Genomic DNA, 21,487 nt, shown 5'->3' on the forward strand with positions numbered 1-21,487 from the left:
GCGGTCTTACGACCGTCCAGGTTTCCCGCCTGATTTCTGCATTTATCAGGCGGGTTTTTTCGTTTGCTCCGGAGTGCTGACCTCATTCTCGCTGCAGCTGTTCAGGCTGGTTAGCGGGGTGTAGTGGGCGTTTTTCGCAAGAAACTCCGGCGAGAGCTCAAAGCTCGCGTTCTGACGGCGTAGCGGACAGGTAAAGGCCAGTGCCTTGGCCCATAGCTGCAGGCCTGCTCTGTTCTTGTTGCCCTGTCCGTAACGGGGGTCCCCAATCACCGGATGGCCGATGCCGGCCAGATGGCGTCTGATCTGGTGGGTGCGCCCGGTATCGATCTTCACTTCCAGTTCTGCAATATCGTTCTGCGGATCGTAATCCACGCGGACATAATGCGTACGCGCGTTTTTTCCATCCAGCCTGGCTTCAATGGTGCCGCTGTCCGGCGTGTGGCCGAGCACCCGTGCCAGATAGGTTTTATCCACCTGATTATCACGGAACAGCGCCGAAAGCTGGGCAGCAACGCCAGCTTTATGCGCCACCAGCACCAGCCCTGCGGTTTCCCGGTCCAGTCGATGCACCGGAAATGCACCACGTTTGGGTTCCAGAATCTGCTCGGCCAGTCTCAGCAGGGAAAGATGGTCGCCATAATCGTTGCCCTGGGAAAGGATGCCAGCTGGCTTGAACCAGACCGAGTAGCCGCGGGCATCGTGCAGGCAAACGGGCGGCTCGGCCACGCGGGAGAGCAGGTCGGCATCGTAGAACAGCATCAGGCTGTCGCCGTTTTTCAGCGCTTCGGTCACCTTTCTCAGGCGCTTACGGTTGCGCCCACGGCGCAGCCAGACGGCGCCCTTGGTCATGGCATCCTTGATACGCTGTTTCGGCAGGCCGGAGGCCTCCGCGAGAAAGTCGGACGCCTTGCGTCCGTTGTGTTGCTGATCGACGCTCAGTTCCAGGTGCAGTTTGCCGGTCATCGGTTGTCCTTTTTGCGGGCGACGAGCATGAATTCGCGGTTGCCGTCACCGCCCCGGATAGGGCTGTCGGTGTAATTCAACAGGGTGAAGCCGAGCTCGCTCAGCAGCTTTTCCATCTTTGTTCTAAGCGCCGGATAAAGGCTCTCATCGCGGACCAGGCCATTTTTGCCGATATGCTCGCGCCCCAGCTCAAATTGAGGTTTTACCAGGCTGAACAGTAGGCCGCCGGGTTTCAGCAACCCGGCAAGTCCTTCGAGAATCAGTGTCTGGGAAATAAATGACACATCCATGACCGCCAGATCGAAGGCTTCGCCCTGGTTGTGTAGGAGTACATCGCTGCCCAGGTTGCGGGCGTTGTAACCCTCGATGCAGGTCACTCTCGGATCTTGCCGCAGGTTTGGCGCCAACTGATCGTGGCCCACCTCTATGCCGACAACGCGTGTGATACCTCGCTGCAGCAGGCAGTCGGTGAAGCCTCCGGTGGATTGCCCCACATCCAGTGCGCTGAGGTCGTCAAGATTGGGGGCAAAACTTTCCAGCGACGGGATCAGCTTGAGTGCTCCGCGGGAAACGTAGCGGTCGCTTTCGTCCTCTTCGATCTCGATCTCGGTATCGAAGGGCAGCTTCAGGCCCGGCTTTTGCGCCACCTGCCAGTGATTAAGGTTTACTTTGATCCGCCCCTCTTTGATCAGGCGTTGGGCGCGGGCGCGACTGCTTACCAGACCGCGTTCAACCAGCAGAATATCCAGGCGTTGCATGCTCGATCCGAATCGTGGAAAGCGGGCAAGTATAGCGGTTTTGGCGAGGCAGGAGGAATAGGCAGAAAGGGGAGGGCAATGGGGGGGAGGGTGCCGGGCAGCCCCGCTGGGCGCCCGGCGATAATCGGCTAAGCGATCAGTGTTTGTCGAAGTATTCGCGGGTCAGCTTGAACACCACCGGGCTGAGCAGCGCCAGGGCGATCAGGTTGGGGATCGCCATCATGGCGTTCAGGGTATCCGCTACCAGCCAGACGAAATCCAGGCTCAGGGTGGCGCCCACCGGAATCGCGATGATCCACAGGACACGGTAGGGAATGATCGCTTTAACGCCGAACAGGAATTCGACGCAGCGTTCACCGTAGAACGACCAGCCAATAATGGTGGTGAATGCGAAGATTGCCAGCGCGATCGCCACCAGATAGTTACCGAACGAGGGCAGTGCGTGTGCAAAGGCAGCGCTGGTCAGTGAGGCACCTTCGGCACCGCTGGTCCATTCACCGGAGCTGACGATAACCAGGCCGGTGATGGTGCAGACGATCAGGGTGTCGATAAAGGTACCCAGCATCGCCACCAGACCCTGACGTACAGGGTCTTTGGTCTGTGCAGCGGCATGGGCAATAGGTGCAGAACCCAGGCCCGCTTCGTTGGAGAACACACCGCGCGCCACACCGAAGCGGATCGCAGCCCAAACAGCCGCACCGGCGAAGCCGCCTTCGGCCGCAGCCGGAGAGAATGCATGGGTAAAGATCAGGTTGAGTGCATGGGGCAGTTCCGCGGCGTTGATGGCCAGAACGATGATGCCGGCAACGATATAAGAGATCGCCATGAATGGTACCAGAGCGCCGGCAACGTGGCCGATACGCTTGATGCCGCCGAGCAGTACCGCGCCGACCAGCACCATGATGATCAGGCCGCTGATCCAGGTTGGGATGTCGAAGGTGGTTTCCAGTACGTCAGCTACAGAGTTGGACTGTACGGTGTTGCCGATACCAAAACCTGCGCAGGCACCGAAGATCGCAAAGGCCACGCCGAGCCAGGCCCAGTTTTTACCCAGGCCGTTACGTATGTAGTACATCGGGCCGCCGACATGATTGCCGCGCTCGTCGGTTTCACGGTATTTAACCGCGAGAACCGCTTCGGAGTACTTGGTGGCCAGGCCGATCAGGGCGGTGATCCACATCCAGAACAACGCACCAGGGCCGCCGAGGAAGATGGCGGTGGCAACACCGGCGATGTTACCCGTACCGACCGTGGCCGACAGGGCGGTCATCAGCGCCTGGAACGGGGGGATCTCCCCCTGGGATTCGTCGTCAGCGGATGCCTTGCGACCGCTCCAGAGCAGTCGGAAACCGGTGCCTATTTTCAGAATAGGCATCAGTTTCAGACCGAGAGAGAGGAAAAAGCCAACGCCCAGGATAAGGATCAGCATCAGCGGCCCCCAGACAACGCCGTTAATGCTGGATATCAGGGATACCAGAGCTTCCATGAATGATTCTCCATGCGGGTGGGTGATTCATTTTATATAGCACGAAAATGGCATGTTCAGGCGAACGCCATTCGAAGGGCGTGCATTTTCGTGGTCTGACGTCAGGATGGCAAGATGGTAGGGCAGCGCTTTTGATCTGGAGTCGGTCTTAATGCAGGGCGGGGGGAGGCTTACTCCTCCCGCAGGCCTGCAGAGGTGGGAAGGGTGGAGTGCTCCTTGACCTCTTCCATGACGATGTAGCTCTTGGAGTTTTTTACCCCGGGCAGCGTCAGCAGCATCTGGCCGAGCAGTTCGCGATACTGTGACATGTCGTGCAGGCGCGCTTTCAGCAGATAATCGGCATCGCCGGATACCAGGTGGCATTCCAGGATATAGGGCAGGTTTTCCACCGCCTTGTTGAATTTCTCGAAAGCGTCCGGTGATTGGTATGACAGGGCGATCTCGACAAATACCAGCAGGTTATAGTCGAGCATGTCCGGGTTCAGGCGGGCGTGATAGCCGGTGATGACACCGTCGCGCTCCAGGCGTTTGACCCTTTCCATGCAGGGAGTGGTAGACAGACCTACGCGGTCGGCCAGCTCGGTGTAGGAGATACGTCCTTCCTGCTGCAGAATAGTCAGGATGTTACGATCAATCCTGTCGAGCTTTCGTGCTTTTTGATTTTGCGCCATTTTTTGGATTTATTCTCTGAAATCTATCTAAATTCCAGTTTATGTTAGCGTGAACTCGGCAAATTCACAAAAAAATGTTCTTACTCTTCCCTTAGAATGAATGCTCTGCGCCGCGCGGCTCCTGGCGTGCGCGCCATGAGTCAAATGCTACAAGATCACCGGGATCCTTGCATCTGTCCCGGTAGTGACGTGATTTGACTCCGCTGTTTCGGATACGGGCTGACAGAACGAGGGCGATTGAGCGAAGATAGTCGCCTCGGATCCTCCTCCGTTTTTAATCCCTATCAAAGCTTTATAAAAGGATAGAGTATGTCCAACAAGAGCGTTATTTCTACAGATAAGGCCCCGGCCGCTATCGGTCCTTATTCCCAGGCCATCAAGGTGGGTAACACCGTCTATCTGTCTGGTCAGATTCCGCTGGTTCCGGAAACCATGGAAGTGGTCACCGAGTCTTTTGAAGCTCAGGCCGAGCAGGTGTTTCAGAACCTGTCCGCCGTCGCCGAAGCTGCGGGCGGTAACCTGGGTGATATCGTCAAACTGACTATTCTCCTGTCCGATATGGATCATTTTGCCGCGGTTAACGAAGTGATGACCCGTCATTTCACTGAGCCGTACCCGGCGCGCGCCGCCTACGCGGTGAAGCAGCTGCCGAAAGGCGTAGATGTAGAAATCGAGGGCATCCTGGTTACCGGCGAGTAACAGGTGCCGACGGAGGAGGATCAATGAGTCGTAAAGTACGTGCCGATGTGGATCTCAAGGCGATCCGGCATAATTACAGCCTGGCCTGCGGACAAGCGCCCCAGGCCCAGGCAGCAGCCATCGTCAAGGCCAACGGTTATGGCCACGGTGCTGTTCAGGTCGCTAAAACTCTGGAAGCCGAAGTGCCGGCTTTCGGTGTGGCCTGTATTGAAGAAGCGATACAACTGCGTGAAGCGGGTATCACCAAGCCGATTATGTTGCTTGAGGGCTGCTTCGACGCGGATGAACTGTCTCTGGTGGACAGTGAGAATTTCTGGCCCGCCGTGCACAGCGAGCATCAGTTGCAGGCACTGGAACAGGCCGAGCTGCGTAACCGTTTCCCGGTGTTTCTGAAAATCGACTCCGGCATGCATCGACTTGGCTTTCAGCCAGCTGAAGTGGCGGCTGTGGTGTCTCGTTTGCAGGCGCTCTCCTGTGTCTCTGAAGTGATTCTGATGACTCACTTCGCCCGCTCTGATGAGCCGGCTGAGGCCGCTACCCAGCACCAGCTGGAAGCCTTCGCATCGGTCGTTGGCGTTGAAGGGCTGGCTGCCTGTTTGTCCAATTCAGCGGCGGTGATGGCCTGGCCGCAGGCACACCGGAACTGGGTACGCCCGGGGATGATGCTATACGGCGCCACGCCGTTTATGGAGCCGAACCCGGTAGCCGACCAGCTGCAGGCGGCAATGACACTGAGTACTGAGGTGATCGCACTGCGTGATGTGGCTCCGGGAGAGTCGGTTGGCTACGGCGGCACCTTTGTCTGTGAACGTCCGACCCGTATTGCTACCATCGCCATGGGCTACGGCGACGGCTATCCGCGTCATGCCAAAAACGGTACGCCGGTGGTTATAAACGGTCAGAGAGCGGCTGTGGCCGGGCGCGTATCCATGGATATGATGACCATCGATGTCACTGATCTGGATAGGGTGGAGATTGGCGATCGTGTGGAGCTGTTCGGCAAGCAGCTGTCTGTGGCTGAAGTGGCTGTCTGGTGCGATACCATCCCCTATACGATGGTCACCTGTCTGACACCGCGAGTACCGCGCTACTACAGCTGATACCGCTAAGCGGGTCTTTCCGGTTGATCGTAGCGGGGGATGACCACCCTGTTGTCGATCAATCGGTGCGAGGGCGCGCCTCCTGCCGGGGTGTTTCCCGCAGGTGCGGCGACCTTGCAGCGATCATCCGTGGTGGTTTGGTAACCCCCCCCCCGCTAATCAGGGGCGGTTAAGCAGACGCAAGAGCAGTTGCTTCACCGTTTCCGGCTCGAAGGGTTTGTCAGCCATGGCATCCACGCCGGACTGGCTGATCGACTGCAGATGAGCGTCCTGCGCCTCTGAGGTTACCATCAGCACCGGCAGGTGGGCATAGAGTGGCGACTGGCGGATAAACTCTGTCAGCTCCGCGCCGTTCACTTCCGGCATGTTGTAGTCGGTGACCACCAGGTCCACCGTTTCCCGTTGCAGTATCCCGATCGCTTCTTTCCCGTCACAGGCTTCCGTCAGGTAGCGAATCCCCAGGTTCTGCAGCACCCGCATGATATGGCGGCGTGCGAGGCGGCTGTCGTCCACCACCAGGGTGCGGACGCTACTGATATCCATCTCGGCCAGCTCAACTTCATTCTGATCGAGAATATCCAGGGTGGCGTTCAGGGCTGAGCGAAGGTGATCGTGATTGAACGGTTTGGGCAGGATGGCGATAACACCGGATTGCTTGAAAATCTCGAGCTGCGCACGGCGGCGTTCGCTGGAGATCAGCATGAAGGGGGTATCGCTCAGGGTCTCGCTGGCGCGAATCTTTTCCAGCAGCTGATCGGCCGAGCCATCATCGTAGTACAGTGCGCTGATGATCAGGTCCGGGTGGGTGCGGTCGAGCAGTTCGAGCGCTTCACGCATCGAGGCAACGGCATCGATCTCCATCACCTGCTCTTTGGCCAGCTCTTGCGTAATGAGCTTGCGTTGCATCGCTGATGGTTCGATCAGCAGGATTTGCAGGTCATCCAGTTGGAGGTGGCTCATGGGGGCGTGCTCGTTACTGTTGCTTTGTGTGTACACAAAATAGCGGTAGCGAGGTGTAAATGCCAGCCCCTGAGAGGCTGCAGGTTGCGATCAGGCGGTGACCCAGATCACGGTGGCGTCTTCCTCTGAGAGTGACACCAGTGCGTGCCCCATTTCGCAGTCGTAGTAGGCGCTGTCACCCTGCTTGAGCTGGATCGGCTCGTAAAACTCCGTGTAGAGCATGATTTCCCCTTCCAGCACGTAGAGGAACTCCTCGCCATCATGTCGAACCCACTCGCCGTAGGCATCGAAGTCCCGGGCTCTGACCTGGGTGCGATAGGGAATCATCTTTTTACGCGTCAGGCTGGTGGCCAGCAGCTCATGTTCGTAGGTTGGCGTCGGATGGGGGCGACCTTCGCCGAAGCGGGTGATATCGCGCCGGCCGCCGCCGCCACGTTCACGCTTGGGTTGGGTGAACAGCTGGGGCATATCGATCCCCAGGCCGTTGACCAGTTTGGTCACGGCGCTGAAGGTGGGGGAGATCTGTTCGTTTTCGATCTTTGACAGGGTAGAGCGGGCCAGCCCGGTCAGTTTGCTGGCCTCTTCGAGTGTTAGATTCTGGCTGAGGCGGATCTCGCGCACCCGCTGACCGAGCTGAAGCGGCTCTACGCGGGCGTCAGAATCGGCCCGTTCTACCTGCAGGTTTTGCTTGTCCAGCTGTAAAAATCGGGGCTGATCGGACATCGAGCGCTCCACAGAGGAAAGTTCTGGCGATTAAACGAAACAAAGTTTCCAGAAAGTATACTCTGCCTTGAGCGCGTGATCACCACATCAGGTCGTCGGGGATCTGATAGTCCGCGTACGGGTCATCCTCATCCGGCTTATCCTGCTCCGGCATCGGTAGAACAGTGCCAGGCAGGCGCTGCTCGATACGCTCGACGATCTCGCGCGGAATCAGGTTGAAGCCGTCGGCGAGCACCGCTACGCGCAGCTGCCCACGGGCCAGCTGGTTCAGCAGGCTGTCATCTATCCACAGTGACTTGATCTTGGATTCGTAGACAAAGTTGTACTTGGTTTCGCCGTTCTTCGGCAGCGCGACACGGTGCTGTTCGATCAGCTGACGCACCTCGGCAAGCGCGGCTTTCTGGCCCTGGGCTTCCTGGCGCTGGCGGTTTAGCTCGCGATCCTTCTCGGCTTTCGCCTTGCGGGCGGCTTCCAGCTCAGCCTGCTGCTTCACGCTTTCGTCCGGGGTGTTACTTTTTTTCTGCTGCTTTTTCGCCTGTTTGGCTTTCTTGGCCTGTTGCTTGTTGGCTACTCCGGCTTTGAGTAGCTGGTCCTGGAGTGAGATTGCCATGCCAAAACTCCGAAAAAATTTGATGGGGCGGGAACTATACCCCAAGGCGGTTTAACGTTGAACGGGCAGTGTGACACACCTCCCGTAGCGGAGGATAATGGCGCTAAATTTCGCTATTCCAAGGATAGATGATGTCGTTGATGCTTTGGGGCTCCCTGCTGCTGGTCTGTGTGATGGGGGCGATGTCGCCGGGCCCGAGCCTCGCGGTGGTGCTGCGTGAAACGGTGCGCAACAGCCGTGCCCACGGTGTAGTGGCGGGGCTGTCCCATGCGCTAGGGGTTGGGCTCTGGGCCTTCCTTACCGTGCACGGTCTGGCGCTGCTGGTGGCCGAACATCAGACGCTTTATCTGACCCTTAGCTGGGCCGGCGCCGCTTACCTGGCCTATATGGGCGTTCAGGCCTGGCGCCATGCTGGAGAGGGCGGGGCACTGCAGGTTGCTGATGGTTCTGTGCATTCCCTGTTTGGCGCAGCCCGCGCCGGTGCGCTGGTTTCTCTGCTTAATCCCAAACTCGCGCTGTTCTTCATGGCGCTGTTTTCCCAGTTCGTGAGTGCCGAGCAGAGTGTGCTGGCCCAATGGGTGATGGTCCTGACCGCCACGATAGTGGATGGTGCCTGGTATACGCTGGTGGCGCTGCTGCTGTCACACCGCCGCTTGCTGAATGCCCTGAGGCGCCGCGCCAAGCTGGTGGAACGAGCCACCGGTGCGTTGCTGGTGGGGCTGGCGGTAAGGGTGGTGACTCTCTAAGGCGTATTTTGGTTGTCGCGGCACTGATCGCACGAAGTATTGTCCCAAAAGGAAGACTGTCTACAAAGGGAGCGCTATGGGTGTAGGTCGAAAGCTAAAACACTGGATCGGCGACGAGCGGGTGGATCTGGCTCGAAGCCGTCTGCATGAATTCGCCGAACAGAGTACGGAACGGCACCTGCGTCTTGCTGTAACCGGGCTGAGTCAAAGCGGCAAAACCATTTTTATCACCTCGCTGGTTCATCACCTGTTGCACGCTCATCGTAGCGGTTCGCTGCCGTTTTTCGAGGTGGCGGCCAGTGGTCGGGTGGTCAGCAGTCGTGATCTGAGTACCGCTTCCGAGCATCCTTTTCCATTGCGTCAGGCGTTGGCTGGATTGTCCCAGGATCCGCCGCAGTGGCCAGAATCCACCACCGGCCTTTCCGAGGTGCGCCTTGCGATCCGCTATCGCCGTCCGGCGGGATTAAGGCGGGTGCTGGGGGAAACCGGCACCCTGTATCTCGATATCATCGATTATCCCGGCGAGTGGCTGCTGGATCTGCCGTTGCTGGAGATGAGTTTTGAGCAATGGTGCGAACAGCAGACGCAGCTCTTCACCCGTGAACCGCGCGCGAAAGTGGCTCAGGGCTGGTTGGCCCAGCTGGGTGAGATCGACTGGACGGCGCCGGCGGATCCTGCTGTGCTGCGCCGCCTTGCCGATGGTTTTGCATCGGTGTTGCAGCAGCTGCGCACAGGTCCGGATGGGTTGAGCCTATTGCAGCCCGGGCGTGCGGTGCTCCCCGGTGAATATGCTGGCAGTGAATTGATCGAGCTGTTCCCGCTGATGATCGATTACTGGCCGTCGGGAGAGGTACCCGCCGGTAGTTACCTCGATCTGCTCAGGTCGCGCTATGACCAGTATTGCGAGCAGATTATCAAGCCTTTCTACAGCCGTTACTTCTCCCGTTTTGATCGCCAGATTGTGCTGGTGGACTGTCTCAAGACTCTGAATCGCGGGGAGGCTTGCTTTGAGGATATGAAAGCGGCGCTGAGTGCGATTCTGGAAAGCTTCAACTACGGCCGCTCCGGTTTTCTGCGGCGTCTGTTCGCGCCGCGGATAGACAAGGTACTGTTCGCGTCCACCAAGGCCGATCATGTGACCGCCAATCAGCACCATAATCTGGATCGCTTCCTGGAGCTGATCGTTGAGGAAGCGCAGCGCAATATCCGTTTCGACGGCATCGAAACCCGCTCGCTGGCGCTGTCGTCTATTCGTTCGACCCATGCGGCCCAGGCGCAAATGGATGGTCAGGTGCTCTCCTGTCTGCGTGGCATCAGCAAGGAGAGCGGTGAGGAGGTGGCGCTGTTTCCGGGAGAGGTGCCCACGGAACTGCCGGGCGCCGACGACTGGAATGAAGAGCGCTTCAGATTTATCGACTTTGCGCCCCGGCGTCTGCCGCTGAATGATCTGGAGGCGAAGCACCATATAAGGCTGGATCAGGTGCTGGAGTATATGACGGGGGATCTGTTTCGATGAGCGAGTCTAAACGTCGACAGGGTGCGGTCTGGCTGGACCTCGACAAGCTGCAGGCCGCTGAACAGGCTCCGAAAGAGTCTGCGCGGGTGCAGGAGGTGCCCCTGGATCAGGTGGTCGATATCGCTGATAACGAAGGCGCCGAGCTGATTGAGTCGCCAGCGCCACGTCGGCGACGTGGCTGGAAAAAACTGTTTGGCTTTTCCCTGGGCGCGGTTCTGGTGACCGGCGTCGGTGCGGAGCTCTACCGTCTGCTGAACTGGGGATTTTCTATTCACCCCGGTGTCGGCATAGGTTTTTCGGCACTGCTGGCGTTGCTGGCCGTCAGCGGTGGCGTGCAGATCTGGCGCAGTCTCAAGGGGCTGCGTCAGTTGCGTGATACCGAGCGCCTGCATGATCGGGCCCGTGAGTTGCTGGAGCATAGCGGTCAGGGCCGCTCAGCAACTCTGCTGGCCGGCCTTGAGCGCCGTTACCAGGACCAGGCTGGCCACAGCAGTGTGATCGATGCGATCAGGGAGCTCGATTCGGCCTACAGCGATAGGGAGGTGGTGCAGTTTCTGTCGCGCCATGCGCTGGAAAGTCAGGACGTTGCCGCACGCCGCTGTGTGCAGCGTTATAGCGTTGAATCCGGGGTAATGGTAGCGCTGAGTCCCTGGGCTACCTTCGATATGCTGCTGGTGGGCTGGCGCAACCTGAGAATGCTGCGTGAGATCGCCGGGATTTATGGCATCGCGCCGGGGGCCGCTGCGCAATGGAAGCTGCTTAAAAGCGTGTTGCACGGCCTGGCATTTGCTGGCGCCAGTGAAATGGCGATCGACGCCGGTTCCGCCGCCCTGGGCAGTTCGCTCACTTCGACTCTATCGGCACGAGCGGGGCAGGGGCTAGGCGCAGGCCTGTTCACGGCCCGCACCGGTTTGCAGGCGCAGAAGCTTTGCCGCCCACTGCCGCTGGAGCGTGATGAAGGGCGGGTGTTCGATGCAGTCGCCAAGGGGATAGTGCAGCGCCTGGGTGGATCGAAGTAGTCGAGCCCCTTTATCTGGTAATCAAAACCCGGTTTGATAAATCGGGTTTGCATTCGCAGAACACGCTGCTTATACTGCGCGCCTGTTTCGATTTGAGGCGTTAAACCTCTATCGGAACAAGGCGTAAGCCACGTTATGGTGGCTCTGCCGGTCCTCTCGCAACGAGAAGCCGTGAACCTGGTCAGGCCCGGAAGGGAGCAGCCACAGCGGTGGATTCGTGTGCCGGGATGTTGGCTGGTGGGGCCACCCCCAGTTTCCTCTGCTGGGTTATTTTCTCGTGTTCCCTGCTCTGTATCGCCTTGGTGTAACGCAAGCTAGGCCCGATACCCCCCCGAGCAACAACCTATCCACTTCTCTCAACACTCCGTTTGATACCGTCACCTGCATTGATTCTTTGTCTTCAGTAGCGCGTCTGCACAGCCTGTTTCATCCCCGCTGAGTCTACTCGATACATCAACTCAATTGAGGTTTGGCAGATTTTCCAAAAATTTAGATTATCCTGAAATGTGCGGGACGCTGTTGTGAACATTGGATAGCACAGGGGATGCGGATGACTGAATCAGACAGGGTAAAACGCAGTGGAAAGCTTTCGCTAACTTCCAAAATTCTGATCGGGATGATCGCCGGCGTTATTTTAGGCGTGATTTTCAATATCATCGACAATAACTTCGTTAATACGCACATTGTTGGCGGTCTCTTCGCGATGATCGGCAAGATGTTTGTGAATGCGCTCAAGATGCTGGTGGTACCACTGGTATTTTTCTCACTGGTCACCGGCGTAACCGGGATAGGTGATATCCGGCTGCTGGGCCGTGTAGGTGGCAAGAGCTTCGCGCTCTATCTGATGACCACAGCTCTTGCGATTGCCATTGCCATTACGGTCGCTGTGGTGGTCGGGCCCGGCAATAACTTCGATATGGTCGGCGTTGATACCGGCGGCGTCGAGGGCAAGGCGGCGCCGAGCGTTTGGAATGTGTTTGCTGCTATCGTGCCGACCAATCCGGTGGCGGCTTTCGCGAATGGCGAGATGCTGCAGATCATTTTCTACACCATTGTGCTTGGCGTCGCAGTGATGATGTTGGGTCACCGCTCGAAAGCCTTTGTGGAGGGCTGCGAGTATATGAATGAGGTGATGATGAAAATTGTCACCATCGTTATGAGTGTTGCGCCAATTGGGGTGTTTGCCCTGATAGCCAAGACCTTCGCCGAACAGGGCGTTGAGCTGTTTGCACCGGTTTTGGCTTATGTGTTCACGTTGGTGGGAGCGCTGTTCCTGCATCTGTTCGTGACGCTGATGATAATCCTTAAGCTGTTTTCAGGCCTTAATCCCTTCACTTTCATGGCTAAGATGCGGCCGGCGCAAATTTTTGCCTTTTCGACCGCTTCGTCTAATGCCACCATCCCCGTCACCCTGCGATCGGTAACGGAGCGTGTGGGGGTCGATAACTCAGTGGCCTCGTTTTGTGTTCCTTTTGGCGCAACCATTAACATGGACGGTACGGCAATCATGCAGGGGGTTGCGACTGTATTCCTGGCGAATGTTTATGGTATTGAGCTGGGACTTACCGGTTACCTCACTGTCATTGCCATGGCGGTTCTGGCTTCCATTGGTACGGCCGGTGTACCAGGGGTCGGGTTGGTCATGTTGACCATGGTGCTCGGACAGGTGGGGCTGCCGATCGAAGGGGTCGCGCTGATTCTGGGTGTTGACCGTCTTATGGACATGATCCGTACGGCGGTGAATATCACTGGCGATGCTGTGGTGACCAGTATTGTGGCCAAGGGCGAGGGGAAGATCGACATGGCTGTGTTCAACGACCCGGATGCCGGCCTTATTACTCCTGCGGATATGCATATTGATGCGGAGGCGGAAGCGGAGCTCGTCACAGCAGCGCACAAACACTGACAGTAAGAGGGCCTTGTCACGGCTTTTCAGCGGCGATATGAGGGGCTCTCTTAATCTTCCATGCAAAATCAACTCAGTAGAGGGCGGCAGGAGTCTCCAGGTCGCCCTCGACTTTTCCTTGTCCGGGCGGAAGGCTTCTGTTTAGGCCTCTGCATAGCGGTAGACGCGTGAACCGGGACTTCCATCGCAGCTGTTCCTGTCTATGGTTATCTGCTTTAGCACGGTTGTTCTCTGAATCATCGATAACGCTTTGTTGTCCTATATGGAAACGGAGAGTTTCCCATGAGAGGGCGCAGTGATGTGCAGTCTCGGAGTTACACTGCAAGCAGGCCAATGAAAAGGAGAAGGATTCATGGTGACTGGCGAAACGTACACTCTGTCCAATGGTGTAGTTATTCCAAAGCTCGGTCTGGGGACCTGGCTGATTACCGGCGACAGTGCTGAACAGGCGGTCCGGGATGCGCTGAAGCTTGGCTACCGGCATATCGATACTGCCCAGGATTACGGTAACGAGGCCGAGGTGGCTACGGCGATCAAGACCAGCGGTATCGATCGTAACGAGATTTTTCTCACCAGCAAGCTGGCGGCGCAGTACAAATCCTATGAGGGAGCGGTGCAGGCGATTGACGAATCGCTGCAGCGCATGGGGCTGGATTACATCGATATGATGATTATTCACAGTCCTCAGCCCTGGGGGAATTTCGGTGAGACTGATCGCTTTTTTGCGGGTAACCGCGAAGCCTGGCGGGCGCTGGAAGATGCGCAGAAAGCCGGTAAGCTGCGCGCTATTGGCCTGTCCAACTTCACCGCTCCCGATATCGACAATATCCTGCAGTCCTGCACGGTGGCGCCAGTGGTGAACCAGATACTGGCGCACATCAGCAATACCCCGGCGGAGCTGATCAAATACTCCGAGGAGAAAAGGATGCTGGTTGAAGCCTACTCTCCAGTGGGGCATGGCGAGCTTTTTAAAAACGGCGAAATTACGCAGATGGCAGAGAAATACGGCGTTTCCGTACCGCAGCTCTGTATCCGTTACGATCTTCAGTTGGGCCTGCTGCCGCTGCCGAAGACCGCAAACCCGGATCATATGAAAAACAACGCTGATCTGAATTTTGTGATCTCGGATGCCGATATGGCAGTGTTGAAAGACATGAAGAAGATCGAGGATTACGGCGACGCCAGTCACTTCCCGGTCTATCGCGAGGGCTGAACCGCACGCTGATCCGCATTAAACACACCCGCTCTTTTCTTTAAGAAAGGAGTGGGTTTTTCATGTCTGCTCTCCAGACGGATCTCGGGGGCGTCGGCTAACGACTCTGCACTCCTGTCATGCTAATATCGGCCCCCTGCAAAGTTACGGACGCAAGCTGCACGAGGCACAATGAGCTATCAGGTACTGGCACGAAAATGGCGACCCCGCCGCTTTCAGGAGATGGTGGGGCAAGAGCATGTTCTAAAAGCGCTGGTTAACGCGCTGGATGACGATCGCCTGCATCATGCCTATCTGTTTACCGGCACGCGCGGGGTAGGTAAGACCTCCATTGCGCGACTGTTCGCCAAGTCGTTGAACTGTGAGCAGGGAGTCTCTTCCGAGCCCTGTGGCCAGTGTACCGCCTGCCGCGAAATCGCCGAGGGCCGTTTTGTCGATTTGATCGAGGTCGATGCGGCGTCGCGCACCAAGGTGGAAGATACGCGGGAGCTGCTGGAAAACGTCCAGTACGCACCAACCCACGGGCGTTTCAAGGTGTACCTGATAGATGAGGTACACATGCTCTCCAGCCACTCCTTCAACGCTCTGTTGAAGACGCTGGAGGAGCCGCCTCCCCACGTTAAGTTCCTGCTGGCGACCACCGATCCACAGAAGCTGCCGGTCACTATCCTGTCGCGCTGTCTGCAGTTCAACCTGAAAAACCTGATTCCTGAGCGCATCGTCAGCCATCTGCGTCATGTGCTTGAGGCGGAAACCATCAGCTTTGAAGACCCGGCGCTCTGGCTGCTGGCGCGCTCTGCTGATGGCTCCATGCGTGATGCACTCAGCCTGACCGACCAGGCGATCGCTTTCGGTGCTGGCAGTATTACGGAGCCGGATGTACGCGCCATGCTGGGCACCATCGATCAGCGTTTGGTGTATCGCATCCTGGAAGCGGTGGCGAGCCACAATGGCGCCGAGGTCTTGGCTGCCAGCGCTGAGCTGGCTGACTTCTCGCCCGACTACTCCAGTGTGCTAGGTGAGCTGATCAGTCTGCTGCACCGCATTGCGCTGGCGCAGGCGGTACCGACAGCGGTGGATAACAGTCTGGGCGACCTGGAACAGGTCAAGGCGCTGGCGGCGCGAATGCGCGCCGAGGATGTACAGCTCTATTACCAGATCGCCGTGATGGGTCGTAAGGACCTGCCGTTTGTTCCCCATGCCCGCGAAGGGCTGGAGATGGTGCTGCTGAGAATGCTGGCTTTCCGCCCGGCTGGCGCCGCGGTTGGTGCTACCGAGCCGCCGGCGAGCCTGGATGCTACAGCTTCTGGAGCATCTGCCGCGCCGGCTGTGCCAAAAGCCCCTGAGGCTCAGGTGCAGCAGCCTGCGCCGGCACAACCAGTGCCTGTACAGCCGTCCGAACCGGTTAAAGCAGAACCTGTCGCTGCTGAACCTCCGGTGGCTCCCGAGCCTGCTCCGACACCTGGTTCAGAGCGGGCTCCAGAGCCTGCTCCGGAGTCAGAAAAGCAGGCGCCCGTGCAGCCCCAGGCAGAGTTTCAACCGGAGCGACCGGAACCGAATATCCCGGCACCTGCAGCTGCTGAGCCGCAGCACAGTCCTGCCGGTAATGATATGTCGCCTCCGCCGATGGAGGAACCACCGCCCTGGGATGAGTACGACGCAGCGCCCGTAGATTACGAGGAGCCGTCGGCAAAAAAGCCTGAGCCGGCCCCCGCGCCGGTGCCTGCGGCGCAACCCCAGCCTGAACCGGAAGCTGTCAAACCGGAAAACAGGCCGTCGGTCGCTCCGCAGAAAACCGGACCTTCATCCTCCATCGCTGTCCTGCTGGCCGGCCTGGAAGCGCCGCCCGCCAGTGTTGAGCAACTGACGCCCGAGCACTGGGTTGTGTTGTCCGCCGACATTGGCCTGACCGGTATGACCGAAAGCCTGGCGCGCAGTCTCTCCCTGGAGCAGGTGAACGGCGCAGATCTGTGCTTTCATTACAATGCGGAACAGGAAGCCCTGCTGAACCAGACCCAGCGTGAACGTATTGCCGGCGCGCTGAAAACTCGCTACGGCGAAGCGCTGACCGTGGAGTACAAACTGGCGGCGCAGACCCGGGAGACGCCGGCGCAGTTTGCCGATCGCCGCAGGGCTGAGCGCAAGGCTGAAGCGATAGAAGCGATGAAGGCCGACCCGGTCGTTCAGCAGATCCTCGAGCAGTTCGGGGCACATATCGATGAAGAATCTGTCACACCAGTAGACCCGTCTTAAGAAAATAGAGGTAATCGAGATGATGAAAGGTGGCATGGGTAACCTGATGAAGCAGGCCCAGAAGATGCAGGAAGACATGCAGAAGGCGCAGGAAGAGATCGCTAATGCAGAATGCACCGGTGAATCCGGTGCGGGTCTGGTCAGCATTGTTATGAACGGCCGTCACGATGTGAAGAAAGTCAGCATCGACGACAGCCTGCTCGAAGAAGACAAGGAGATGCTGGAAGACCTGATCGCAGCGGCCGTGAACGATGCGGTGCGTAAGATTGAGCAGAGCACTCAAGAGCGGATGTCTCAGGTCACCTCCGGCATGGGTATGCCGCCGGGCTTTAAGATGCCGTTCTGATTATGGCGTTCAGTCCTCTTCTGCAAAATCTGGTCGATGCCCTGCGCTGTTTGCCGGGCGTCGGCCCTAAATCGGCCCAGCGCATGGCGTTGCACCTGCTGGAGCGGGATCGCAGTGCAGCGCTGACGCTGTCTGGCGCGCTGGTGGAAGCGGTCGAGAAGATCGGCGAGTGCACTGAGTGCCGTACCCTGTCTGAAGACCCGGTCTGCGAGATCTGCAGCAGCGAAGCGCGCGATAGAGGCCTGCTTTGTGTGCTTGAATCGCCGGTCGATATGATGGCGATCGAGCAGACCGGCGGCTACAACGGGCTCTATTTTGTGCTCAAGGGGCGGCTTTCTCCGATAGACGGTATCGGCCCGGATGCACTGGGGATCGACAAGCTGTTGAGCAAGGTGATCGACGGCGGTGTTCAGGAGTTGATCCTGGCCACTAACCCGACCGTAGAGGGGGAGGCGACCTCTCATTACATTGCCGAACAGCTCAGCGACCATCCGGTGAAGATCAGTCGCATTGCGCATGGTGTGCCGGTGGGTGGCGAGTTGGAGTACGTTGACGGCGGTACCCTGGCGCATGCGCTGGCAGGCCGTCGTTTACTGCGTTAAGGATATGAGATGACGGAAAAATCCAGGGCATGGGATTGGCAGGAACTGGAACGCTCGGCTGCGGCCCCCTGTTGGATCAGGGATAGCGAGACGCTGGCGCAGCATTGTGAGCGTTGGCGGCAGTTGCCGATGGTGGCGCTCGATACCGAGTTTATGCGGGTGGACACCTTCTACCCACGTCCGGGGCTGATCCAGTTGGCGGACGAGCACAACTGCTACCTGATCGATCCGCTCTGTATTGAGGACTTTTCCGCGTTTGTCGAGCTGATGGCCGATGGTTCGGTGCTCAAACTGATCCATGCTGGCAGTGAGGATCTGGAACTGCTGCTTAACAGCTACGGTGTGCTGCCCGAGCCGCTGTTTGATACTCAGGTGGCGGCGGCGTTTGCCGGCTGGGGCTTCAGCATGGGGCTGCAGCGCCTGGTTGATCATGCGCTGGGCGTGCAGTTGGGTAAGGGCGAGACCACGTCCGACTGGATGCAGCGTCCGCTGACGCGAGAGCAGGAACACTATGCGGCACTGGATGTGGCCTATCTGCCGGCCATTGCCACCGAGCTGCAGAATCAGCTCCGGGAGCAGGGGCGGCTAGACTGGGTCATGGAGGAGTGCTCCACGCTGCGGTTATCGGTGATCGATACCGATCCGCAGGGCTTAAGCTATTATCAGCGGTTCAGCCAGGTCTGGAACATTTCCGAGGTGAAGCGGGCCGGGCTGAGAGATCTTACCGCCTGGCGCGAGCAGGCCTGCCGTGCCCAGGATATTCCGCGTAACCGACTGCTGCGTAATCAGCACCTGCTCAGCATTATTGAGCGCTGGCCGCAGACGCCGGAAGCACTGAGCCGGGTACCCGAGCTGCGGCGGAAGGTGGTTAAGGATCATGGCGAAACGATACTAAACTGTATTCGTAACGCTCAGCATTCTGCTGCTGAAGTGCCGCCGGAGCCGATCCAGCGACCGTTGCACTATGCGTGGAACAAGCGCATCAAGGTGCTCAAGGCGATTGGTCGCCAGGTAGCGGATGAGCAGGGACTGGCGGTCGAAGTGTTGCTGAGAAAGCGTGATATTGACGCGCTGATCCAGTCGCGCTCGTCTGTGGGTGGGTACACACTACCGCCCACGCTCCAGGGATGGCGTAAACCCCTGGTGGGAGAGGCGCTGCTTGAGCAGCTGCAACAATTCGAACAAGAGAATTAGTATGAAAATCTGCAGTATCTATAAGAGTCCGCGTAAGGACGAAATGTACCTGTACGTGGATAAGCGTGATGCGCTGACGCGCGTGCCTGAAGCGCTGCTGGAGATGTTCGGCCCGCCGCTGCACGTTATGGATATGCCGATGAAGGCGGATCGTAAACTCGCCCGTGCCGATGCGGACAAGGTGCTGGATGGTATTACCGAGAAGGGTTACTACCTGCAGATGCCGCCGCCGAAAGAGGAATATCTGCTGGATCTGCATGCCAACCGCCCTGTCACCGGAGTGCGCTGAGCATGGTGGCTCAGGAGGTGTTCTGGCGCCGTAAAACCCTGCGCGAGATGAATCGTGAGGAGTGGGAATCACTCTGCGACGGTTGTGCGCTCTGCTGCCTGCACAAAATCGAGGATGAGGATACCGAGGAAATTTTCTATACCACGGTGGTTTGCCACCTGATGGATACCTCGGATTGCAGCTGCACCCAGTATGAAAAGCGCACGGAGCTGGTGCCCACCTGTATCCAGCTGACTCCGGACGATGTGGAACAGCTGAACTGGCTGCCCCCCACCTGTGCTTATCGGTTGCTGAATGAAGGTCAAGACCTGCCGGAATGGCATCCGCTGGTTACCGGTGACCGTCGCAGTCCGATCAAGGCTCACGCTTCGGTGATCGATATCTACGATATCACCGATGACCAGATCGATGAGGATGATCTGGTCGACTATGTGATCGATCCCGGGTAATTGCCCGGGTCGTCCCGCCTTTCTATTTCCCTTTCTTTTCTGATTCAGCGCCGATAATCGCTGCGGTCTGACGATCTCGCTTCTGCCCGGCCATAACTTTGTTTGGTTAAAGCAGGGCAGCGTTTGGCTGGAACAGAGCGGCGGCCTTTGAGTCCCTATGTTGGTAGAGCGACCGCCGCTGACCTGTTAGCGCTTAATCTGTATCTTGTCGCTGCTTAGCAGCTGCAGCATTGGGTAGCGGGCCAGCACCCATTTATGCAGGGCAGCGCCCAATCCAAGCCCGGCTGCGAAGCCGCCGATATGTGCCATGTAGGCTACCCCCTGTTCGCCGCTGGCCATGCCGAGGAGGTTGAAGCCGAGCCAAACCAGGAAAAATACCCAGGGGGCGACTTTCTTCTGAAAGAAGAAGATCATCAGTGTCAGGCTGGCTTTGCGGAACCAGAGCAAATAGAGGCCGAAGAGTCCGGCTATGGCTCCGGATGCGCCGATTACCGGAATGGTCGATGAGGGGTCCACCATCGCCTGTGCGAAGGCGGCGACGGTACCGCAGAGCAGGTAGATAAGCAGGAAGCGGACATGGCCCAGTGCGTCTTCCAGGTTATCCCCGGTCAGCCAGAGGAAGTACATATTACTGATCAGGTGCAGCCAGCTGCCATGCAGAAATTGGCTGCTGATCAGTGTGCCCAGGTTGCTGCCGTGGCTGATGTGATCGGGAATCATCGCCCAGTCATACATCGCCATTTCAATCCCGGGTTCAAGCATCATGGCGGCGAAAATCAGCGTATTCACCAGCAGTAGCGTCCAGGTCACCCAAGGGCGCTTGTGCGGCTTGATGTTGTACTCCACCGGCATCTGGGTGATCGACTGGAACAGCCAGGTGCGCCAGTTGATGCCTGCGTTCATCGCTTCCAGTGGCTCATGCAGTGCTTTGGCAGCCTTGGCCTCCTCCAACTCGCTGCGCTCTATCCAGCTGCCGTGACCTTTGGGGCAGCACTCGATCTCTATGGTGTAGCCCGGTAGCAGGTGGTGACGGTCCATCGCAGTGCCGCAGTCCGGGCAGGGGAGGTTGGTTTGCGTATGGGCGTCGCGCCGTTTTTGTTCGATGGAGCTCTCTTCTTCCAGGTCAAGCACGGCGTCGAATTCGCCGGCCTCAAACCAGAGTCCTGCGCAGCGTGGGCAGACATCGATCTCCTGACCGTCGTAATCGGTTTCCCGAAGTGCATGCTGGTGGCATTGGGGGCAGTATTTCATGGTGAATCCTTTCGCTGTCCGTTGTCAGCCGGCTATTCCACGGCGACTTCGTTCTTCGCCAGTTCGGCTTTCATTGTTTCCAGGTTTTGATCCAGTGCGACCAGGGTTTCCTGTTCCATTTTGTCAGCGGCTTCCAGCAGTTTGGGCATGAAGTAGGAGCGGCCATAGGTACGCTCCTCGCCCTTGCGTACCAGGTCGTTGACCTCGGCATAGAAGCGGCGGATATCGGAAAGAAAGCGGGAAGGTGTCTGCAGGGTGTTCTTGGAATAACGCATGGTATCCCAGATGTAGGTCTGCAGCTCCGGGTGGAATTTTGTCAGGTCATAGGGGTTGTTCTCTTTGACCAGCTCGACATAGTCGCGGACCAGTTCCACGTTGTCACTGACTTCATCGTAAAGCGAGCGCTGCAGGTAATAGTTGTTCTGCATATCGTCGATCTCGTTGAAGCGGATCGCCTGGGATAAACCCTCCTGCGATGCGAGGTAGACGCCGAGCACGGTGGCGATCAGCATGAAGACCTGACCTACCCAGAAGCCGGTTTTAACCAGTTCCGAGTTATCCAGCTTATCGCGAAGCTTGGTGTTTGTGCGGGTATTTTCCATATCTTCCATGAACGCTCTTCCTTGTTCACTGTGTTGAAGCGGGGGATGGTAACTGTATGAAGGAGTTGGGAAAAGAGGGGGTATAGAAACAAAAATGGCCCGCTAGGCGGGCCATTTTAGGAGTTCAGATG

General features: G+C 58.0%; 22 protein-coding genes and 1 other RNA gene. 14 read left to right on the forward strand and 9 right to left on the reverse strand.

What is annotated here, in order from left to right:
- Positions 1-45: 45 nt before the first annotated feature.
- The 4 genes from CLV83_RS01120 to CLV83_RS01135 form a co-directional block, all read right to left on the reverse strand.
- A complete protein-coding gene (locus CLV83_RS01120; protein ID WP_132286318.1) occupies positions 46-963 on the reverse strand; it encodes an RluA family pseudouridine synthase in 918 nt (305 codons plus the stop codon).
- Entirely contained in the window at positions 960-1,721 is a 762-nt protein-coding gene (locus CLV83_RS01125) for a TlyA family RNA methyltransferase (RefSeq protein ID WP_132286321.1), read from the reverse strand. Before CLV83_RS01125 ends, CLV83_RS01120 begins: the two co-directional genes overlap by 4 nt.
- Positions 1,722-1,857: 136 nt before the next feature.
- Complete coding sequence (locus tag CLV83_RS01130) at positions 1,858-3,207, reverse strand: alanine/glycine:cation symporter family protein (RefSeq protein WP_132286324.1); 1,350 nt, start codon at positions 3,205-3,207, stop codon at positions 1,858-1,860.
- Between the two features lie 170 nt (positions 3,208-3,377).
- Positions 3,378-3,878, reverse strand: coding sequence for an Lrp/AsnC ligand binding domain-containing protein (locus CLV83_RS01135; protein ID WP_132286327.1), 501 nt, complete (start codon positions 3,876-3,878; stop codon positions 3,378-3,380).
- 309 nt (positions 3,879-4,187) lie between these two features.
- Here CLV83_RS01135 and CLV83_RS01140 point away from each other — a divergent pair, with 309 nt between their 5' ends.
- Together CLV83_RS01140 and alr are read left to right on the forward strand one after the other, a co-directional pair.
- Entirely contained in the window at positions 4,188-4,577 is a 390-nt protein-coding gene (locus tag CLV83_RS01140) for a RidA family protein (protein ID WP_104002922.1), read from the forward strand.
- A 23-nt stretch (positions 4,578-4,600) separates the two neighbouring features.
- Entirely contained in the window at positions 4,601-5,677 is a 1,077-nt protein-coding gene (alr, locus tag CLV83_RS01145) for an alanine racemase (protein ID WP_132286330.1), read from the forward strand.
- Positions 5,678-5,836: 159 nt separating this feature from the next.
- On the opposite strand, the gene CLV83_RS01150 is transcribed toward alr, so the two are convergent.
- The 3 genes from CLV83_RS01150 to CLV83_RS01160 all read right to left on the reverse strand — a co-directional run bounded on the left by CLV83_RS01150 (position 5,837) and on the right by CLV83_RS01160 (position 7,970).
- The gene (locus CLV83_RS01150) at positions 5,837-6,637 is read right to left on the reverse strand and encodes a response regulator (protein WP_132286333.1); all 801 of its coding nucleotides are present in this window, start codon (positions 6,635-6,637) and stop codon (positions 5,837-5,839) included.
- A gap of 90 nt (positions 6,638-6,727) precedes the next feature.
- Positions 6,728-7,360, reverse strand: a complete 633-nt coding sequence (locus CLV83_RS01155; protein ID WP_132286336.1) for a helix-turn-helix domain-containing protein — start codon at positions 7,358-7,360, stop codon at positions 6,728-6,730.
- Between the two features lie 79 nt (positions 7,361-7,439).
- On the reverse strand, positions 7,440-7,970 hold the full coding sequence (locus CLV83_RS01160) for a DUF2058 domain-containing protein (RefSeq protein WP_132286339.1): 531 nt from the start codon (positions 7,968-7,970) through the stop codon (positions 7,440-7,442).
- 131 nt (positions 7,971-8,101) lie between these two features.
- Here CLV83_RS01160 and CLV83_RS01165 point away from each other — a divergent pair, with 131 nt between their 5' ends.
- From CLV83_RS01165 to CLV83_RS01220, 12 genes are all read left to right on the forward strand, one after another.
- Positions 8,102-8,716 (forward strand): LysE family translocator, encoded by a 615-nt coding sequence (locus tag CLV83_RS01165; RefSeq protein ID WP_132286342.1) that lies wholly within the window; start codon positions 8,102-8,104, stop codon positions 8,714-8,716.
- Between the two features lie 76 nt (positions 8,717-8,792).
- The gene (locus CLV83_RS01170) at positions 8,793-10,232 is read left to right on the forward strand and encodes a YcjX family GTP-binding protein (RefSeq protein WP_132286345.1); all 1,440 of its coding nucleotides are present in this window, start codon (positions 8,793-8,795) and stop codon (positions 10,230-10,232) included.
- Positions 10,229-11,251: a TIGR01620 family protein gene (locus CLV83_RS01175; RefSeq protein WP_132286348.1), complete on the forward strand. Its 1,023-nt coding sequence runs from the start codon at positions 10,229-10,231 to the stop codon at positions 11,249-11,251. The genes CLV83_RS01170 and CLV83_RS01175 overlap by 4 nt, the downstream gene beginning before the upstream one ends.
- A gap of 145 nt (positions 11,252-11,396) precedes the next feature.
- Positions 11,397-11,494, forward strand: an RNA gene (ffs, locus tag CLV83_RS01180) — signal recognition particle sRNA small type.
- A gap of 307 nt (positions 11,495-11,801) precedes the next feature.
- Positions 11,802-13,157, forward strand: a complete 1,356-nt coding sequence (locus CLV83_RS01185; RefSeq protein ID WP_132286351.1) for a dicarboxylate/amino acid:cation symporter — start codon at positions 11,802-11,804, stop codon at positions 13,155-13,157.
- A 352-nt stretch (positions 13,158-13,509) separates the two neighbouring features.
- Positions 13,510-14,370 (forward strand): aldo/keto reductase, encoded by an 861-nt coding sequence (locus CLV83_RS01190; protein ID WP_132286354.1) that lies wholly within the window; start codon positions 13,510-13,512, stop codon positions 14,368-14,370.
- A gap of 171 nt (positions 14,371-14,541) precedes the next feature.
- Positions 14,542-16,623 (forward strand): DNA polymerase III subunit gamma/tau, encoded by a 2,082-nt coding sequence (gene dnaX / locus CLV83_RS01195; protein ID WP_132286357.1) that lies wholly within the window; start codon positions 14,542-14,544, stop codon positions 16,621-16,623.
- Positions 16,624-16,642: 19 nt separating this feature from the next.
- Positions 16,643-16,969: a YbaB/EbfC family nucleoid-associated protein gene (locus CLV83_RS01200; RefSeq protein ID WP_132286360.1), complete on the forward strand. Its 327-nt coding sequence runs from the start codon at positions 16,643-16,645 to the stop codon at positions 16,967-16,969.
- A 2-nt stretch (positions 16,970-16,971) separates the two neighbouring features.
- On the forward strand, positions 16,972-17,571 hold the full coding sequence (gene recR, locus CLV83_RS01205; RefSeq protein ID WP_132286363.1) for a recombination mediator RecR: 600 nt from the start codon (positions 16,972-16,974) through the stop codon (positions 17,569-17,571).
- Positions 17,572-17,580: 9 nt separating this feature from the next.
- Complete coding sequence (rnd, locus tag CLV83_RS01210; protein WP_132286366.1) at positions 17,581-18,765, forward strand: ribonuclease D; 1,185 nt, start codon at positions 17,581-17,583, stop codon at positions 18,763-18,765.
- A gap of 1 nt (position 18,766) precedes the next feature.
- On the forward strand, positions 18,767-19,054 hold the full coding sequence (locus tag CLV83_RS01215; protein ID WP_132286369.1) for a YcgL domain-containing protein: 288 nt from the start codon (positions 18,767-18,769) through the stop codon (positions 19,052-19,054).
- Positions 19,055-19,056: 2 nt separating this feature from the next.
- Positions 19,057-19,503 carry a YcgN family cysteine cluster protein gene (locus tag CLV83_RS01220; RefSeq protein ID WP_341540369.1) on the forward strand — a complete coding sequence of 149 codons (447 nt, stop codon included), beginning with the start codon at positions 19,057-19,059 and terminating at the stop codon, positions 19,501-19,503.
- Positions 19,504-19,689: 186 nt separating this feature from the next.
- Here the strand turns inward: CLV83_RS01220 and CLV83_RS01225 are convergent, their stop codons facing one another.
- Both CLV83_RS01225 and CLV83_RS01230 read right to left on the reverse strand, forming a co-directional pair.
- On the reverse strand, positions 19,690-20,754 hold the full coding sequence (locus CLV83_RS01225; protein WP_132286372.1) for a rhomboid family intramembrane serine protease: 1,065 nt from the start codon (positions 20,752-20,754) through the stop codon (positions 19,690-19,692).
- Positions 20,755-20,786: 32 nt separating this feature from the next.
- Positions 20,787-21,365: a hypothetical protein gene (locus CLV83_RS01230; RefSeq protein WP_132286375.1), complete on the reverse strand. Its 579-nt coding sequence runs from the start codon at positions 21,363-21,365 to the stop codon at positions 20,787-20,789.
- Positions 21,366-21,487: the final 122 nt, after the last annotated feature.

The sequence above is a fragment of the Marinobacterium mangrovicola genome (assembly GCF_004339595.1).
Lineage (GTDB): Bacteria > Pseudomonadota > Gammaproteobacteria > Pseudomonadales > Balneatricaceae > Marinobacterium_D > Marinobacterium_D mangrovicola.

Excerpts from the sequence above, each read along its gene's own strand:
- CLV83_RS01125 (WP_132286321.1), bottom strand. The coding sequence starts at position 1,721 with ATGCAACGCCTGGATATTCTGCTGGTTGAACGCGGTCTGGTAAGCAGT.
- CLV83_RS01215 (WP_132286369.1), top strand. The coding sequence starts at position 18,767 with ATGAAAATCTGCAGTATCTATAAGAGTCCGCGTAAGGACGAAATGTAC.
- CLV83_RS01170 (WP_132286345.1), top strand. The coding sequence starts at position 8,793 with ATGGGTGTAGGTCGAAAGCTAAAACACTGGATCGGCGACGAGCGGGTG.
- CLV83_RS01230 (WP_132286375.1), bottom strand. The coding sequence starts at position 21,365 with ATGGAAGATATGGAAAATACCCGCACAAACACCAAGCTTCGCGATAAG.
- CLV83_RS01160 (WP_132286339.1), bottom strand. The coding sequence starts at position 7,970 with ATGGCAATCTCACTCCAGGACCAGCTACTCAAAGCCGGAGTAGCCAAC.
- CLV83_RS01135 (WP_132286327.1), bottom strand. The coding sequence starts at position 3,878 with ATGGCGCAAAATCAAAAAGCACGAAAGCTCGACAGGATTGATCGTAAC.
- CLV83_RS01155 (WP_132286336.1), bottom strand. The coding sequence starts at position 7,360 with ATGTCCGATCAGCCCCGATTTTTACAGCTGGACAAGCAAAACCTGCAG.
- dnaX (WP_132286357.1), top strand. The coding sequence starts at position 14,542 with ATGAGCTATCAGGTACTGGCACGAAAATGGCGACCCCGCCGCTTTCAG.
- CLV83_RS01140 (WP_104002922.1), top strand. The coding sequence starts at position 4,188 with ATGTCCAACAAGAGCGTTATTTCTACAGATAAGGCCCCGGCCGCTATC.
- CLV83_RS01190 (WP_132286354.1), top strand. The coding sequence starts at position 13,510 with ATGGTGACTGGCGAAACGTACACTCTGTCCAATGGTGTAGTTATTCCA.
- rnd (WP_132286366.1), top strand. The coding sequence starts at position 17,581 with ATGACGGAAAAATCCAGGGCATGGGATTGGCAGGAACTGGAACGCTCG.
- CLV83_RS01185 (WP_132286351.1), top strand. The coding sequence starts at position 11,802 with ATGACTGAATCAGACAGGGTAAAACGCAGTGGAAAGCTTTCGCTAACT.
- CLV83_RS01220 (WP_341540369.1), top strand. The coding sequence starts at position 19,057 with ATGGTGGCTCAGGAGGTGTTCTGGCGCCGTAAAACCCTGCGCGAGATG.
- alr (WP_132286330.1), top strand. The coding sequence starts at position 4,601 with ATGAGTCGTAAAGTACGTGCCGATGTGGATCTCAAGGCGATCCGGCAT.
- CLV83_RS01165 (WP_132286342.1), top strand. The coding sequence starts at position 8,102 with ATGTCGTTGATGCTTTGGGGCTCCCTGCTGCTGGTCTGTGTGATGGGG.
- CLV83_RS01150 (WP_132286333.1), bottom strand. The coding sequence starts at position 6,637 with ATGAGCCACCTCCAACTGGATGACCTGCAAATCCTGCTGATCGAACCA.
- recR (WP_132286363.1), top strand. The coding sequence starts at position 16,972 with ATGGCGTTCAGTCCTCTTCTGCAAAATCTGGTCGATGCCCTGCGCTGT.
- CLV83_RS01200 (WP_132286360.1), top strand. The coding sequence starts at position 16,643 with ATGATGAAAGGTGGCATGGGTAACCTGATGAAGCAGGCCCAGAAGATG.
- CLV83_RS01120 (WP_132286318.1), bottom strand. The coding sequence starts at position 963 with ATGACCGGCAAACTGCACCTGGAACTGAGCGTCGATCAGCAACACAAC.
- CLV83_RS01130 (WP_132286324.1), bottom strand. The coding sequence starts at position 3,207 with ATGGAAGCTCTGGTATCCCTGATATCCAGCATTAACGGCGTTGTCTGG.
- CLV83_RS01175 (WP_132286348.1), top strand. The coding sequence starts at position 10,229 with ATGAGCGAGTCTAAACGTCGACAGGGTGCGGTCTGGCTGGACCTCGAC.
- CLV83_RS01225 (WP_132286372.1), bottom strand. The coding sequence starts at position 20,754 with ATGAAATACTGCCCCCAATGCCACCAGCATGCACTTCGGGAAACCGAT.